The 15907-nt window shown below is 65.8% G+C and carries 15 protein-coding genes; 10 read left to right on the forward strand and 5 right to left on the reverse strand.

Features of this window, described 5'->3' with window-relative positions; genetic code table 11:
• Positions 1–140 precede the first annotated feature (140 nt).
• The 5 genes from QQS38_RS03875 to QQS38_RS03895 all read left to right on the forward strand — a co-directional run bounded on the left by QQS38_RS03875 (position 141) and on the right by QQS38_RS03895 (position 4009).
• Complete coding sequence (locus QQS38_RS03875; protein ID WP_479644022.1) at positions 141–632, forward strand: CreA family protein; 492 nt, start codon at positions 141–143, stop codon at positions 630–632.
• A gap of 30 nt (positions 633–662) precedes the next feature.
• Positions 663–1559: a helix-turn-helix transcriptional regulator gene (locus QQS38_RS03880; RefSeq protein WP_479644023.1), complete on the forward strand. Its 897-nt coding sequence runs from the start codon at positions 663–665 to the stop codon at positions 1557–1559.
• Positions 1560–1854: 295 nt separating this feature from the next.
• A complete protein-coding gene (locus QQS38_RS03885; RefSeq protein WP_479644103.1) occupies positions 1855–2646 on the forward strand; it encodes an AzlC family ABC transporter permease in 792 nt (263 codons plus the stop codon).
• Positions 2643–2966, forward strand: a complete 324-nt coding sequence (locus tag QQS38_RS03890; protein WP_479644024.1) for an AzlD domain-containing protein — start codon at positions 2643–2645, stop codon at positions 2964–2966. Before QQS38_RS03885 ends, QQS38_RS03890 begins: the two co-directional genes overlap by 4 nt.
• A 269-nt stretch (positions 2967–3235) precedes the next feature.
• Positions 3236–4009, forward strand: a complete 774-nt coding sequence (locus QQS38_RS03895; RefSeq protein WP_479644025.1) for a DUF4088 domain-containing protein — start codon at positions 3236–3238, stop codon at positions 4007–4009.
• Between the two features lie 27 nt (positions 4010–4036).
• On the opposite strand, the gene QQS38_RS03900 is transcribed toward QQS38_RS03895, so the two are convergent.
• Positions 4037–6145: an ATP-dependent helicase gene (locus QQS38_RS03900; RefSeq protein WP_479644026.1), complete on the reverse strand. Its 2109-nt coding sequence runs from the start codon at positions 6143–6145 to the stop codon at positions 4037–4039.
• Positions 6146–6381: 236 nt separating this feature from the next.
• Between QQS38_RS03900 and QQS38_RS03905 the strand changes: the two genes are divergently transcribed.
• The 4 genes from QQS38_RS03905 (at position 6382) to fumC (ending at position 11568) form a co-directional block, all read left to right on the forward strand.
• Complete coding sequence (locus QQS38_RS03905; RefSeq protein WP_479644027.1) at positions 6382–6603, forward strand: RNA-binding S4 domain-containing protein; 222 nt, start codon at positions 6382–6384, stop codon at positions 6601–6603.
• Between the two features lie 175 nt (positions 6604–6778).
• Positions 6779–8167 (forward strand): MATE family efflux transporter, encoded by a 1389-nt coding sequence (locus QQS38_RS03910; RefSeq protein WP_479644028.1) that lies wholly within the window; start codon positions 6779–6781, stop codon positions 8165–8167.
• A gap of 336 nt (positions 8168–8503) precedes the next feature.
• The gene (locus QQS38_RS03915; RefSeq protein WP_479644029.1) at positions 8504–10078 is read left to right on the forward strand and encodes a phospholipase D-like domain-containing protein; all 1575 of its coding nucleotides are present in this window, start codon (positions 8504–8506) and stop codon (positions 10076–10078) included.
• Positions 10079–10170: 92 nt separating this feature from the next.
• Complete coding sequence (fumC, locus tag QQS38_RS03920; protein ID WP_479644030.1) at positions 10171–11568, forward strand: class II fumarate hydratase; 1398 nt, start codon at positions 10171–10173, stop codon at positions 11566–11568.
• Between the two features lie 125 nt (positions 11569–11693).
• Here fumC and QQS38_RS03925 read toward each other — a convergent pair whose 3' ends face one another.
• The 4 genes from QQS38_RS03925 to QQS38_RS03940 form a co-directional block, all read right to left on the reverse strand.
• Positions 11694–12197 carry an acyl-CoA thioesterase gene (locus QQS38_RS03925; RefSeq protein ID WP_479644031.1) on the reverse strand — a complete coding sequence of 168 codons (504 nt, stop codon included), beginning with the start codon at positions 12195–12197 and terminating at the stop codon, positions 11694–11696.
• 98 nt (positions 12198–12295) lie between these two features.
• Entirely contained in the window at positions 12296–13348 is a 1053-nt protein-coding gene (locus QQS38_RS03930) for a GlxA family transcriptional regulator (RefSeq protein ID WP_479644032.1), read from the reverse strand.
• A gap of 20 nt (positions 13349–13368) precedes the next feature.
• The gene (locus QQS38_RS03935; RefSeq protein ID WP_479644033.1) at positions 13369–14619 is read right to left on the reverse strand and encodes an MFS transporter; all 1251 of its coding nucleotides are present in this window, start codon (positions 14617–14619) and stop codon (positions 13369–13371) included.
• Positions 14620–14762: 143 nt separating this feature from the next.
• Positions 14763–14903 carry a hypothetical protein gene (locus QQS38_RS03940; RefSeq protein ID WP_479644034.1) on the reverse strand — a complete coding sequence of 47 codons (141 nt, stop codon included), beginning with the start codon at positions 14901–14903 and terminating at the stop codon, positions 14763–14765.
• Positions 14904–15062: 159 nt separating this feature from the next.
• On the opposite strand from QQS38_RS03940, the gene QQS38_RS03945 reads away from it, so the two are divergent.
• Positions 15063–15785 carry an ArsR/SmtB family transcription factor gene (locus QQS38_RS03945; RefSeq protein WP_479644035.1) on the forward strand — a complete coding sequence of 241 codons (723 nt, stop codon included), beginning with the start codon at positions 15063–15065 and terminating at the stop codon, positions 15783–15785.
• Positions 15786–15907 lie beyond the last annotated feature (122 nt).

Raw genomic sequence — 15907 nt, forward strand, 5'->3', positions numbered from 1 at the left:
CGGCCAGTCACCCGCTTCAGCGCGAGATTCGGGGACACGTCCGATCATCGATTCCGGCTCGGCCGTTCGTGCGGAACCTTGTGATACCGTGTCGCTTTACCCCTTCGCGTGACCCATCGCCGCATGATCACCACTTCGCCATGAGCCGCTTCGCCCCTTCGCCGTTGCCGATCGTCGCGCTGGCCTGCGCCGCGCTTGCCTGCGCTCCTGCGCCCGCCCGTGCGCAGGAGATCGCCAGTGTCAACACGAATTTCCACGTCACGGGTTCCGATCGCGTGGTCGTCGAGGCCTATGACGATCCGGCGGTGGCCGGCGTGACCTGCTACGTCTCGCGCGCCCGCACCGGCGGGATCAAGGGCACGCTCGGCCTTGCCGAAGACCCGACCGAAGCATCGATCGCCTGCCGCCAAGTCGGCCCGATCAAGTTCGCCGAACCGCTGAAGCGCCAGGCCGATGTCTTCACCGAGCGTATGTCGTTGATCTTCAAAACGCTGCACGTGGTGCGCATCGTCGACCAAAAACGCAACGCGCTCGTCTATCTGACCTACAGCGATCGCGTCGTCTCAGGCAGCGCCAAAAATAGCGTCAGCGCCGTTGCTCTGCCGGAAGGCGCCCCGATCCCGCTGCGCTGACGCGCCGGCGCACCGTTGGCTATGATGTCGATGCCGCCCCTCGACCCACCCCGCTTTCGCGATTGCGCGCGTTACTGGCGCTCGCCGTTGCTGCCGGGCGCCGACATGCTCACGGCCGAGTACCGCGAACACGAGTTCTCGCCCCATTGGCACGAAGCCTATGCGGTGCCGGTGATCGAAGCGGGCGCGGAGATGTACGCTTACCAAGGCGCTCGGCACGTGGCCGAAGCGGGAACCGTCCCCGTGATCAATCCGGGCGAGGTCCACACGGGCTCGCGCGCGATGGAAGCAGGCTGGCGCTATCGAGTCTTCTACGTCCCCGTCGATTTCATGCAGCAGCTGGCCGGCGAGATCGCCTCGGCGCCGCAGCCAATGCCATGGTTTCCGGTCGATGTCATCCGCGATCCCGATCTCGCCGTTCGCATCGCCCGCGCTCACCGGCTGCTCGAAGGGCATGTCGATGGATCCCCGGGCGACGGCGCGGATGCACGCGGCCCTGGCGGCGACCCGCTCGCAGCCGAAATGGCGCTCATCGATGCCTTCTCGACGCTGATTACGCGGCACGCGCTCAGCCATCCGGATGCATACCGCCCCAGCGCCGATCCGCCGCGCGTCGCATTGATGAAAGCGCGCCTCGCGGCCGATTTGATCGAACCGCTGAGTCTGACCGAACTTGCCGCGCAGGTCGGCCTATCGGCGTTCCACGCCGCGCGCCTATTCACGCAGGCGACGCGCATGCCGCCCCACGCGTGGCGCAATCAATTGCGGCTGCAGCGCGCGCTGGGCCGCCTGCGCGAAGGCACGCCGGTCGCCGATGTCGCCGCGGCCTGCGGCTTCACCGATCAAAGCCATTTCACGCGCCACTTCCGGCGCATGTTCGGCGTACCGCCGGGCCGCTGGCAAAGCGGGGAGCGCGGCGCACGCTGAGCGGCGCACGGCGCTTGGTGCAGCGAGGACGCACGCGTCGAGACGAACCGTGCATGAAACCTCCGCCCGTAGCATGCACGAGCGCCGTTCATCCGTCCCGGCCGAGCAGCGTTTGGGCCAGGGCATCCCGAGAACGGCTCCACCGCTCCCGTCGCCGCTGCGCGCAAGGCAAAGCAAGAACGTACAAGCGCCGTGCATCGCACGGCCGCTATCCTGCGCCTAGCTGGAGGACTTCCCTTTGAAACCGCGCACCCCTTCAAACGAATTCATCGACGGCGCCCGCGACACGATCCCCATGATGGTGGGCGCGGCGCCCTTCGGCGTGATCTTCGGCACGCTGGTCACGGCCGGGCCGCTGCACCCGTGGCATGGGCAATTGATGTCGCTCGCCGTCTTCGCCGGCTCGTCGCAGTTCATCGCCCTCGGCCTGATCGCCTCGCATGCCGGCTTTGCGGTGATCTGGGCGACGACGCTGATCGTCAACGTGCGCCATGTCCTCTACAGCGCGACGTTGGCGCCCTACGTCGCCCGCTTGCCCCTGCGCTGGCGGCTCGCGCTCGCCGCGCTGCTGACCGACGAGGTGTTCGCCGTGGCCTATGCGCACTACCGCCACGCGCCGCCGGGGAAAATCGGTCCCCACTATTTCTTGGGTTCCGGCGTCGCCATGTACGTGAACTGGCAGATCTGGACCTTGGCCGGCCTGCTGTTCGGCGCGGCCTTTCCGCGACTGCAGTCGCTCGGGCTCGATTTTGCGATGGTAGCCACCTTCATCGCGATCGTGGTGCCGCAGCTCGTATCGCTGCGCTACCTCGCGTCGGCCGCTACCGCGGGCATCGTCGCGCTGGCCTGCGCCGGCTTGCCGTACAAGCTCGGCTTGCTGGCGGCCGTGGCGGCCGGCGTCGCCGTCGGCGTGATGCTGTCGCGGCCTTGGTCAACGCGCGGCGGCGAGTCGCAGGGAGCCAACGAAAGCGAACGGACCAACAACGGCGCGCGAGCGCAGCGAACCCACAGTGCGGCACCTGCCGATACCGTCGAGCGAAAGACGGCCGTACGCGCCGCCGATCGCGGTGCGGAGGTCGCACGATGAACTATGTTCTGCTGATCTTCGGCATGGCCGTCGTCACGTTCCTCATCCGCTCGACGGTCTTCATGCTCGGCGAGCGCTTGGCCTTTGCGCCGATCGTGCGCACGGCGCTCGCCTTCGTGCCCGTGACCGTGCTCACGGCCATCATCGTGCCGATGGCGGTCACGCCCCACGGCGGTGCGCTCGAGCTCACCTGGCGCAACCCTCAGCTCATCGGGGCGTTGGCCGCCTGCGTCGTGTCTGCGCTGACGCGCCGGCCGCTTCTGACGATCGCCGCCGGCTTGGCGGTCTTCTTCTTGTGGCAGGGCTTGATCGTTCGCTAATTGCCCAATCGTCTGACGACTTGCTCCCGACACCCCTAAAGTTCCGCGTCCGTTCGCCGTTATTCAGTCGAAGCGCGTTTTTTGGCCGCGCGGCGCGGGGGCGCGCCGGCGCCCGTCGTCGGTAGCGGTCCAAATCACGCATGCGAAAACCGTAAAGCCGATTTCGCGCCGGGCCACCCACTCGCACGTCGAACCGGCCGGGCGGGCAGGCGGCTCGCGCGGATGCTGCTGCAGCGTGCGGCCGGCCGGACGAGCGATCAGGACAAGCCATGGGTCAAATCACCCTTTCTCTTCGAGACGAGACGATCTCTTCGCTGCACAAGGACTTCGAGGCCTTCGTGCGCGTGTCGCTCAAGCTCGATCCCCAGTTCGCGACGCCCTCGTTCGAAGATTTCCTGCGTGCCAAGCTGCTCGACAACATGGTGCCGTTGACCGAGCACGCGGTGCAGCGGATGTTGCAGGGAGGCCAGTACGCGTGGGCCAAGCGCACGCTCGAAAAGGAATTTCCGGACGTGGTCGCCATCCTCATGCGCCAAGCCGAGGAGTTCGGCTTCAGCTTCGCCGTGCGCTCCGAATGGACCCCGGAGGAGCTCGCCAAAGCGGCGCGAGACTGGGCGTCGGCCATCGTCAAGGAAGCCGGCGGCGAACCCGAATTGGTCGATCCGCTCGCCGCACAGATCAAGTCGACAGCGCGCGACATTCAATCGCTCGAAGAGAAGATGCAGACGCCGGCTTGGCGGCTGGCCGAATCCCTTCGTCAGCGGGTGTACGAAGCGAAAATTGCCTGCGAGACGAGCATCGGCAGCACGGCGCGCGAAAAGCTCGGCGAACTGCGCGGCCTGCTCAAGCTCGGCCTTGCGCACGGCTCGTTCCAAAAGCAGGAAGCGCAGCAAATCATGGAGTACATGCGTTTGCTCAAGCCCGAGATTTTCGTCGAAGAGCCGTACGATATCTTCACGCGCATGGCAGCCTGGATGCGCAACTTCTTCATGCCGCCCCCCCGGCCCGCCCAGCCTCGCGTCGAACCTCGCCGGCCCCGCTAGCGCCGTCACGCCCGCTGGAACCCGAGGTCAGTCCCACATCGCCTTCAGTTGCGCGGCGATGTCCACGCGCGCTTTCGCGGCGGCCGCGAGCCCCGTCGCCGTCGGCGGCGCTGCCGGCGCAACCCGCGGCCACGCGTGGGCATCGAACAGCGGGAGCAGCGACGCGGGAATGAACCGCGTGCGCGAGGCCCAAACGTGCCGGTCGCCCTGCGCGCTCTGATTGTGGACGTAAAAGCGTTGCGGCACGACGATGTGCAGGTCTTCCTTCGCTCTCGTCATCGCCACGTAAAGCAGGCGGCGCTCTTCGTCGATTTCCTCTTGGCTGCCGGTACCTAGGTCGGACGGAATGCAGCCGTCGACACCGTTCAGAACGAACACGTTGCGCCATTCTTGACCCTTGGCCGAATGGATCGTCGAGAGGATCAGGTAGTCCTCGTCCACGAGCGGCACCCCCGCCTCGCCGCTCGTCGCATCGGGCGGGTCGAGCGTCAGCTCGGTCAAGAAACGCTCGCGCGAAGGAAACGTTGCGGCGAGGCTTTCCATCTGCAGGATATCGGCGTGGCGCATGGCGGCGTCTTCGTGATTGCGCTCCAGATGCGGCTCGTACCAACGCCGCACTTGCTCGAATTCGGCCGGCCAGGGCGTGCGCAATGCGCCGATCGCGCCCATCAGCAGCGCGAAATCCGGCCATTCGGCGTGGGCACGCGCCGGCATGTCATATGCGAGCAACGGGGCCGGCAGCTCGCCTGCCGCGGCCACCGCATCGAGCACGCGCGCGGCCGTCGCCGGTCCGACGCCAGGCAAGAGTTGCAGCACGCGAAAGCCCGCCACGCGGTCGCGCGGGTTTTGCGCCCAGCGCAGCACCGCGAGCACATCCTTCACATGCACTGAATCGAGAAAACGCAGGCCGCCGAACTTGACGAACGGGATGTTGCGCCGAGCGAGCTCGATCTCCAGCGCGGCGCTATGATGCGCGGCCCGAAACAAGACCGCTTGCGCCTTCAGCTTCATTCCCGCTTCGCGCGCCTCCAGCACCGCCTCCACCACGTAGCGCGCCTGCTCGATCTCTCCGGCCACCGATACGAGCCGCGGCCGCTGCGCGCCGGCCTTATCGGTCCATAAGTCCTTCGTGAAGCGCTCGGCAGCCAAACCGATCACGGCGTTCGACGCCGCCAAGATCGGCGCGGTGGAGCGGTAATTGCGCTCCAGCGTCACGCGCATGGCGTTCGGCTCGAATTGGGACGGGAAATCGAGAATGTTGCGCACGGTTGCGCCGCGGAACGCGTAAATCGATTGCGCGTCGTCGCCCACGACGGTGAGCCCGCGCCCCTCGGGCTTCATCGCGAATAGGATCGCGGCCTGCAAGCGGTTCGTGTCTTGGTACTCGTCGACGAGCACGTGATCGAAGCGCTGCTCGAGGTCGGAGGCGATCGACGGCTCCGACGCCATGCGCGACCAATACAACAGCAAATCGTCGTAATCGAGAATGTTCTGCGCCTGTTTCGCGGCGACGTAAGCGGCAAACAACGCGCGCAGGTCGCGCTCCCATTCGCGGCACCACGGAAACGCCTGTTCCAGCACCTGCGCGAGCGTGGCGCCGGTATTGACGACACGCGAATAAATGGCCAGGCACGTGCCCTTCGTGGGGAAGCGCCGTTCTTTCGCCGACAGCCCAAGCTCGTGCCGGACGACGTTGAGCAAATCCGTGCAGTCTTCTCGATCGTTGATCGTGAAAACGGGAGAGAGTCCGATCGATTCGGCATATTCGCGCAGCAATCGCGCTCCGACGCTGTGAAACGTCCCGCTCCATGTCAGCGCCTGCGCCAAATCGGCGCGCGTGCCGAGCGCCTGTGCGGCGATGCGCGTCGCGCGCCGGGTCATGTCTTGCGCTGCGCGGCGCGAGAACGTGAGCAGCAATAGCCGCCTCGGATCGGCGCCTTTGACGAGCAGATGCGCGACCCGGTGCGCGAGCGTATTGGTTTTGCCCGAACCCGCGCCGGCGATCACGAGCAGCGGGCCACCGGGGCTCGCATGCTCGCCCACGCCGTACTCGACCGCAGCGCGCTGGGCGTCGTTGAGCTTGTCGAGGTAAGGCGCTTGCGCCTGGGGCGCACCGGAGAGGACGGCGGTAGACATCGAGGACACGGCGCGATCATGCATCTTCAAAACCACTGGGCAATGTGCCGAGCGCCGCACTATCTCAAAAGCGAAGGCGGCGGCCATGCGTACTGTATAGGCATACATATGCCCCGTGCAAGCCCTGCGCAAAGGGCGACATCGACAAAATACGGGGCTTTATCTTCTCGCCCGGTAGCTCGGTGACTTATGATGCCTGCCCTAGTCGCTCATTTGCCGCACTGCCGGCTATCACCATGGCCAATCTCAATTTCACGCTCACGGGCGACCACGTCGAATTGCACAATCTGCTCAAACTCCTGGGCCTCGCGGACAGCGGCGGCACGGCGAAGTTGCTCGTCGCCTCCGGCGCGGTCACTGTCGACGGCCGCGTCGAATTGCGAAAGACTTGCAAAATCCGAGCGGGCCAAGTCGTGATGCTGGGCGACACGCGCATCGCGGTTCACGAGCCCGGATGAACCGAGGCTGGCTGCGGCCAGCGCGCCAAGCGCCGCCCCCGGCGCGTGAGATCCCCACGAACTTGCATCATCGACAGCCGCGCGCGGAAGCAATAAGCTCTTTCTTTCCGACGAAAACAACATGGGCCGCGCGCCTTGCGCGCCAACACGCCCGCTGCGCCTCGATCGCCTCGCCATGTCCGAATCCGCCGTTTCCGGGGCCGCCGCCAAATCGCCCCCGCCGCCTCTGTCGCGCCACGCCGCCGATACCGCTCGCCTGGCCGCGCCGCTCGCCATCGCGCAACTGTCGCAGATGGCGATGGGCGTCACCGACACGATCCTGCTCGGCTCGCTGAGCGCGGATGCGCTCGCCGCCGGCGGCCTCGGCGCGGGCATGTTCTTCGTCATCGTCACGCTGCTGCAAGGCGTGCTCAGCTCCGTGAGCGTGACCGTCGCCAATGCGCGCGGGGCCCAAGCCGAGCATCGCGTTCCGCACATTTATTGGACGGGGCTTGCCTTGTCGGTGCTGCTCGCCGTGCCCGCGTTCCTGCTTTTGTCGTACACCGAACCCATCCTGCTAGCCTTCGGCGAGCCGCCCAATCTTGCGCGCGACGTCGCGGCCTACACGGGCGTGCTGCGCTTCGCCTCGCTCGGCAGCCTGATCGGCATCGGCATGATGCGCGCGTTTTTGCCCGCCATCGGCGCGGCCAAGCGCCTGCTGTGGGTTTCGCTCATCGGCGTCGTGTTCAACGGCGTGCTCAACTACGGGCTCATCCACGGCGTGCACGGTCTGCCCAGGCTCGGCATGCTCGGCTCGGCTGCGGCCACGACGATCACGATTTGGCTCAGCGCCATCACGCTCGTGGCGCTGCTGCATGGGCGGCCGCGTTTCCGGCATTTCGTGGCCGCGAAACGGCCGACGATGCCGCTCATGGGCGAACTTTTCGCCATAGGCTGGCCCGTCGCGATCACCTACGGCGTCGAATCGATGCTGTTTCTTTGCACGGGCCTCTTCATCGGTTTGATCGGAGAAAAGCCGCTCGCTGCACATCAAGTCGCGATGAGCGTGAGCTCCGTCACGTTCATGGTGCCGCTCGCGATCGGCCAGGCCGCCAACGTGCGAGTCGGCTATTGGATGGGCGCAGGCGATCGCGTCGCCGCGCGCCATGCGGGCTTCGTCGCGCTCGCGCTCGGCGTCGTCTACATGTCGATGACGGGGTTGCTGTTCATCGTCGCACCGCACGCCATCATCGGCCTGTACCTGCGGTTGGACGATCCCGCCAACGCGCAAACGATCTCGATCGCGGCCTCGTTGCTCGGCGTCGCGGCCGTTTTCCAGATCGTCGACGGCATGCAGACGATCGGCTCGGGGTGCCTGCGCGGGCTCAAAGACACGCGCATCCCGATGCTCGCGGCCGCCTTCGGCTATTGGGGCGTCGGTTTTCCCACGGGCTATGTGCTCGCGTTTCACGCCGGGCTCGGCCCCCGCGGGCTCTGGTGGGGGCTGGCGGCGGGCTTGGCCAGCGTCGCCGTGTTGATGACCCTGCGCTTCGAACGCCGCACACGCCACCGTCCCGATCTCTAGCAGGCCGGCGGAGTATCCGGGCGCCAGCCCGCGCCGGCCCTATTTTTGGCTGCTCGCTCATCGCAAGCGCTAGAGCGCTTGGCCGTGTGCATGCGCAGCGGGTAATTCGCCCCGGCTTCCCATAAAATGCCCGTATCGGTGCCGGTACACGCGTCCGCCGGCCGCGGTCCGCCCCGGAGTGAGGATGAGTCCGACGTGTTCCATGAGCCATGCCTGAGGCTTCGGGCCGCATCGCGTCATTCGCTGCGCCGCTCGTTCGCCAGCTCGCCTCCTGCACGCCTGCGATCGTCCACGCGCACAGCAGCCTTCGACCTGGTGCGCTGGGCGGTGCTCGTCATGGCTGCGTGCCTCGCCGCCTGCACCACCCTGCCGCCTGCCACATCCCTCGAGCGTCCGGCCTCGCATGCGCTCGACCATCCCGAAGCCACGCCGCTCGGGCAAGCGCTCGCCCCGCTCGTTGCGGCGCATGCCGGCCAATCGGGCTTTCGTCTGCTCACCGATGGCACCGACGCGCTGCAAATGCGGATTGCTCTGGCACGCGCGGCGACCAAGACGCTCGATCTGCAGTACTACATCGCCGCGGAAGACACCACGGGCCGGTTGCTGCTCGCAGCAGCGCTCTATGCCGCCGATCGCGGCGTGCGAGTGCGCATGCTCGTCGACGATCTGAATTTCAACGACGTCAAACGGTTGATGGCGGCGCTCTCGACCCACCCGAAGATCGAAGTGCGTGTCTTCAATCCCTTTGGCAGCACGCGCTCGAGCGTTTTCGCGCGCACCGAGACGTTCGTCACTCGGCTCGATCGCTTCACTCACCGCATGCATAACAAGGCGATGATCGCCGACGGCGAAGTGGCGATCGTAGGCGGGCGCAATCTCGGCGACGAATACTTCAGCGCAAGCCCCAAACTGCAATTCCGCGATTTGGACGTGGTGGCCGCAGGCCCCATCGTCGAGGCGGTATCCAAGAGCTTCGATGCGTTCTGGAATAGCGCCGGCGCATATCCGCTCAGCGCGGTCGACAAGCAGCACTTCGCCGAGACCGACCTGCATGCGGCCCGCGAAGCGCTCCGTGCGCATTGGCGCGCGCAAGCGGACGCCGTCGGCGCAAAGCCGTTGCGCGGCGCCCCGCTCGCGGAGCAGATCGGCAAGGGGCAAATGAACCTCGTGTGGGCGCATGCGACCTTCCTCGTCGATTCACCGAGCAAAGTCACCGCCCCCAACGACGACTACCGAAGCCCGCCAATGCACCGGCTGGTCGACTTGCTGCGCGGCGCACAACACGAAGTGCTGCTGCTTTCGCCCTACTTCGTTCCCCATGAGGCGGGCGTCAAGTTGCTCGCGGACCTCACGCATCGGGGCGTGCGTGTGGCCGTCGTGACGAACTCCATGGCGTCGACGGACGCCGTCGCCGTTCAAGCCGGCTACAACCCTTATCGCATCCCGCTACTGCAGAACGGTGTCGAGCTCTATGAATATCAACCGCTGCAGCGGCAGACCCCCCGCTTCTTCTCCGGCTCGCAGTCACGCGCCAGTTTGCATGCGAAGGCCTATGTCATCGATCGCCGCATGCTCGTGATCGGGTCGCTGAACTTGGATCCGCGCTCGGCGCATTTGAACAGCGAACTCGCGCTGTTCATCGATAGTCCCGTCCTTGCCGATGCCGTCGCCAAGTTGATCGTTCAGTCGATGGCGCCCAGCGTCAGCTATCGCGTTCGGCTCGCCACGCCCAGCGAAGAGGCGCAATTGCGTGCGCTGGGCGCGCCCGTCTCCGGCCTCATCTGGACCGGCGAAGCGCCGGGCGCCGCCGGGCCCTATTTGCGTACCTGGTCGCTCGATCCCGACTCGGGGTTCGTACGGAATTTGCTCACCGGTCTATTCTCGTTCCTGCCCATCGATTCGCAACTGTAGCGGCTCCGCCGTCGGCGCTGCATGGGGCCGCAGCGCCAAAAAGGCGTGCCAACCGTTCAATCGCATCATTTCCGCACCGGAGTCCGAACACCATGACCGAAGACCATCGCATCGAGCGCGACACATTTGGCGAAATTGCCGTGCCGGCGGCGCGCTTGTGGGGCGCTCAAACGCAACGCTCGTTGCAGAACTTCAAGATATCGACGGAAAAGCAACCGCCCGAACTCGTCACCGCGCTTGCGCTCGTGAAGCGGGCGGCGGCCGAAGTCAATCTCGAGCTCGGCGTCCTGCCCGAGGACAAAGCACGCGCGATCATGCAGGCGGCCGACGAGATCATCGACGGTCTACACGCGGGCGAATTTCCGCTTGCCGTCTGGCAGACCGGATCGGGCACGCAAACGAACATGAATTTGAACGAGGTGATCGCCAACCGCGCGAGCGAGCTGCTCGGGGGCGAGCGCGGCGAAGCGCGCAAAGTTCATCCGAACGACGACGTCAATCGCGGCCAGTCGTCCAACGACGTGTTTCCGACGGCGATGCACGTGGCCGCGGCGAACGGCATCGTCAAGCATCTGCTGCCGGCGCTCGCTACGTTGCGCGCGACGCTCGAAGCGAAATCCCGAGCGTTTGCCGACGTCGTCAAGATCGGCCGCACGCATCTGCAGGATGCGACGCCGCTCACGCTCGGGCAAGAATTCTCCGGTTACGCGGCGCAACTGTCGCACGGCATCGCGCATATCGAATCGGCGCTGCCGCATCTTTACGAACTCGCGCAAGGCGGCACGGCGGTGGGCACCGGTTTGAACGCGCACCCGCAGTTCGCAGAGCGCGTCGCGGCGGCGATCGGCCGCTTGACTGGCCTGCCGTTCGTCACCGCGCCCAACAAATTCGAGGTGATGGCGGCGGCTGACGCGCTCGTCTTCGCACATGGCGCGCTCAAGACGCTTGCGGCCAGCCTCATGAAAATCGCCAACGACATCCGCTGGCTCGCAAGCGGTCCGCGCTGCGGCTTGGGCGAAATCACGATCCCGGAAAACGAGCCGGGCAGCTCGATCATGCCGGGCAAAGTCAACCCGACGCAGTCAGAGGCGGTGACCATGTTGTGTTGCCAAGTATTCGGCAACGACGTAGCGATCAACTTCGGCGGTGCGAGCGGCAACTTCGAGCTCAACGTTTTCCGGCCGATGATCGCGCACAACGTGCTGCAGTCGATTCGACTGCTGGCAGACGGCGCACAAAGCTTCAACGACCACTGCGCGGCGGGCATCGAACCGAATCGCACGCGCATCGATACCTTGCTGAACGAATCGCTGATGCTGGTTACCGCGCTCAATCCGCACATCGGCTACGACAAAGCCGCGCAGATCGCGAAGAAGGCGCATAAGGAAGGCACGACGTTGAAAGCGGCCGCGCTCGCGCTGGGGTATGTGACCGAGGCGCAGTTCGACGAGTGGGTGCGGCCCGAAGATATGACGGGAAGGCAGCAATAACCGGCTAAGGAAGGTCGATAGGCTCGCCGTATGGGCTTATTCGCACTAATGCAAGGCCCGTTTGCTATTCCGTATTCGCTCGCTCGGCCCCTAGCCGAACGAGCGGGCGAGCCCGTCGCAAGGTTTTAGATATTGCCCCTGGCCACTTCCTCCGGCTTGAGCTCGACGATCGCATCCAGCGCGGCTTTGACATCCATCGCGTACTTGGCCACGCGTTTTTGCTCGTCGGTTTGCGGCACGAACGCCGGCACCGGGATCGGTGTGTTGTTCTCGTCGACAGCGACGAATACGACGAGGCAGTCCGTCGTCAAACGAAGCTGCCCGCTCTTGGGGTCGCCCGCATGGACAGTCACGTGAATATGCATGCTCGTGCGGCCCGTTGCGACGACGCGCGCCCGCAATTCGACGAGATTGCCCACGAGAATCGGCCGGCGAAAGCGGATATTGCCGACGCTCACCGTTACGCAATAGCGCCCCGACCAGACCGCCGCGCAGGCGTAAGCCGTCTCGTCGATCCACTTCATCAGCGCGCCGCCGTGCACCTTGCCGCCGAAGTTGACGGAAGTGGGCTCGGCGAGAAAGCGAAAGGTGGTTTCCGAACGATCCAAGGGGGTCGAGGGCGTACTCATCGTGGCTCCGGTGGCGCGTTCGCGCGGCAAGAAAAGGGAAGAAAACGAAGAAAAGGAGCCGATTATACGGGCGCAATATTCGACGTGCGCGAGATGGATCACCCGGCGCTCAGCGACGCGAAGCGCGCTCGATAGTCGAACGGCGGCACGCCGTAACGTCTAAGAAATGCCCGTCGTAGGTTCTGTTCGGTGCCAAAGCCGCAATCGAGCGCAATCCGTTTCATGGGCCGTCGCGATTGCGCGAGCGAACGCGCGGCCGCCTCGAGCCGCAACGCCTCGACGGTTTTCGCCGGCGTGCGGCCGACCGCTTCGACATAGCGCCGCGCGAACGTGCGCGGCGACATGTGCGCACGCTCCGCGAGCCGCTCCACCGACAAATCCGCATGCAGGTTCGCGGCCATCCACGCATGCAGCTCGGCGAATTCGCCGCCCGCACAGTGTTGCGCATCGAGCGTGGCGCTGAACTGCGACTGCCCGCCCGGACGCTTCATGAACACCACCAGGCGGCGCGCGGCTTGCATCGCCACCGCGTGGCCCAAGTCCTCTTCGATCAGAGCAAGCGCCAAGTCGATGCCCGCCGTCACCCCTGCCGAGGTCCATACCGCGCGACCGCCGCGCTCGTCGCGCACGAAAATCGGATCGGCATCGACCTGGACCGAAGGGAAGGAACGAGCAAACGCGTCGACGCTGCGCCAGTGCGTCGTTGCACGCCGGCCTTCGAGCAAACCGGCCGCGCCTAGATAGAACGCACCGACGCAAACCGAACACACGCGGCGGATGCGCGGCGCCGAGCGCTCGAGCCACGCCACGAGCTTCTCGTCGAGCACCATTTGGTCCGCCACGAACGTGCCGGCAACGATGACCGTATCGATCGTCTCGTCGTCCAGCGCATCGAGCCGCTCCACGACGACAGGCAGGCCGACATGCGTGGCGAGCGTGCCGCCTTCGACAGAGGCCACTCGCGTTCGATAGGCCACGGGTTCGTCGCCCGTGCTGCCGCGGGCGCTGCGCATTTCGAGTTCCGCGCGCCAGAACGCCTCGAGCGGGCCGCAAGTGTCGAGCAGCACGAGGTGCGGGGCCACGGCGAACACGATTTGACGAACGCGAGGCGTAGCGAGCGTGGGGGCTGTCAACGAAGACGAATGCGTCATGGCGAATCTCTCAATTCCAATTACAGCGCCCCGGCCGCGGCCGGGGCGCTCGTGCGCGCACGCGTCCACGCATATCCGAGCGTCGCGCACGCGGCAACCGCGAGCGCGGGGAAAATCGAAGCGTTGACGACATGCCAACCGAAACGCGCGAGCAACTGCCCTGCGCTGAGCGAAGCGAGCGCGGTGCACGCAAAGGTCGTGAACTCGCTCGTGGCCTGCGTTTTTGCTCGCTCGCTCGAACGATACGATTGCGCCAACAGCGTCGTGCCGCCCACGAACATGAAGTTCCAGCCGACGCCAAGACACGCGAGCGCCGCATAGAAGTGCGGCAGATCGGTAGCGGCCAGCGCAATGGCCCCGCAGGCCGCGGACAAAACGATGCCCGCGCCGATGATGCGCAGCACGCCGAATCGCGCGATCAAGCGGGCCGCGAAGAACGACGGCGCGTACATGCCCACGAGATGCCATTGAATGATGCGTGCGCCGTCGCCGATCGTATGGCCGCATGCCACTGCCGCGATCGGCGTGGCCGTCATCACGAACATCATGACCATGTAGCCGATCGCGTTGTTGGCGAGCGCGGCAAGGAAGATCGGTTGCGTGACGATCCGTGCGAGCGGACGCGGATGCACGTCGTCGGCGTGCCGTGCGGGGCTCGCACCCGCCGGCGCGGTATTTCGGTAGGCAAGCAGCACGAGCGCGAGCGAACAGATGCCGAGCAACGTCACGAGCACGTAAGAACCCGCAAACGTGATCGGCGCGAGCCAGTCGCGGCTCCACGCCGCGAGGGCCGGCCCGAGGACTGCGGCGATCACGCCCCCAGTCAGCACCGTGGAGATGGCTCGCCCCTTCGACGGCGCATCGACAGCGTCGGCTGCAGCGAGTCGATAGTACTGGGCGAACGCTTGGAATACGCCCACCGTCGCCGTGCCGCAGCAAAACCACCAAAAGCTATGGATGAAAATCGCATGGACGGACATAGCGCCGCCGGCCGCGCCGACGGCCGCCCCCAGCGCGAACCCGGCTCGGCGGCCGATGCGCGCCATGAGAAAGGACGCGAAGATCGTCGTGAGCGCAGCCGCCACGGTGATCAGCGAGAACGGCAATGTGGCAAGCGCCTTGTCGTCGGCGAGCGTGTACCCGACGAGGCCGGTCAGTGTGAGGTCGATGGAGACCGAAGACGTATAAAGGGCTTGGCAGAGCGCGAGGATGCGCGCATTGCGGCGCCCAGCGCGATCGATACGCGGTTCGGCAGATGGCGTGGCATGCATCGGTGACCTTGACGAGGTGAGGAGGTAGAAACGGATACCGCTATCCTCACCCGAACGGAAATGGCAGAAATGACAATGATGCATCAATTTCTGCCATCAACTGCGTCGCCTCCGCAGCGCTCACGCAGCGATCGGCCCACCGCTCACTTGCGGAACGTGACGCCCTGATCGAGCGTGCCGTACATCGTGATGCTGCCGCCCTCGGTGTGCGGCGTCGGCGTCCCATGCTGGGCGCACCCGACCCCCAACCATGCGGCCAGAACGGCCGCCATCCACGCTTTCATCGAAGCCCTCTCTCCCGGATCGCGCATCGCGTCATTCTAGCGCGCGGTGCCGATGCGGCCGCGCCCTCGGAATTTCACGTTTTGCTTATCGCTGAAACATCGAATTCAGCTAACGATTAAAGTACGACCATACGCAGTTCGACGTAATGAGGACATCTTATGGCTACTTCCGCTTCCGCTGCCGAGCGCGACGTCGTGCACTTCCCCGGCCTATCGCGCATCGGCGCCCTGTTGGCCGACCCCGGTCGCGCGGCCATGCTTTGGTCGCTGATGGACGGCAGCGCCCGGCCCGCCGGCGAACTGACGATGATTGCCGGGCTGTCCCCCTCGGCCGCGAGCGGCCACCTCGCGAAACTGACGGAGGGCGGCCTATTGACGCTCGAAGTGCGCGGGCGCCATCGTTACTACCGAATCGCGACCGCCGAGATCGCCGTCGCGATCGAAGGGCTCGCGCATTTGGCTCAAGCCAGTGCGTCTGCGCGGCCCAAACCGGTGGCTGCACGCACCGTGCCGCTCGAAATGCGCTATGCGCGCACTTGCTACGATCACATGGCCGGCGAACTCGCTGTCCGCGTGTTCGACCGTCTGCTGGAAAAAGGCTGGCTCGTGGAACGAGACGGCGACGTCCAGGCCACGGAAACGGGCGCGGCGATGCTGGCCCAGTGGGGCATCGACGTGGGCGCGCAACGCGCGCGCAAGCGTCGTTTCGCCTGCACCTGCCTCGATTGGAGCGAGCGGCGGGCGCACCTTGCCGGCGCCCTTGGCGCGGCGCTGCTCGATCACTGGCGCGCGCAGCGGTGGGTGGAGCGAACCGAGCGGCCGCGCGCGCTGCGCATCACGCCCGTCGGCCGGGAGCGGTTCGAGGCCTTGCTCGCCGCCTAGCCGCAGAGGGTCGTCATTTTTGGTTACAGCGCGGAACGCAACGCTACAAAACAGAGCGCATTGATACATGCCGTCGGGCTACAGTGCTGTCACGTACCGCGTACGATCCGGCACCAAAACGA

It is taken from the genome of Trinickia sp. Z7 (assembly GCF_056498045.1).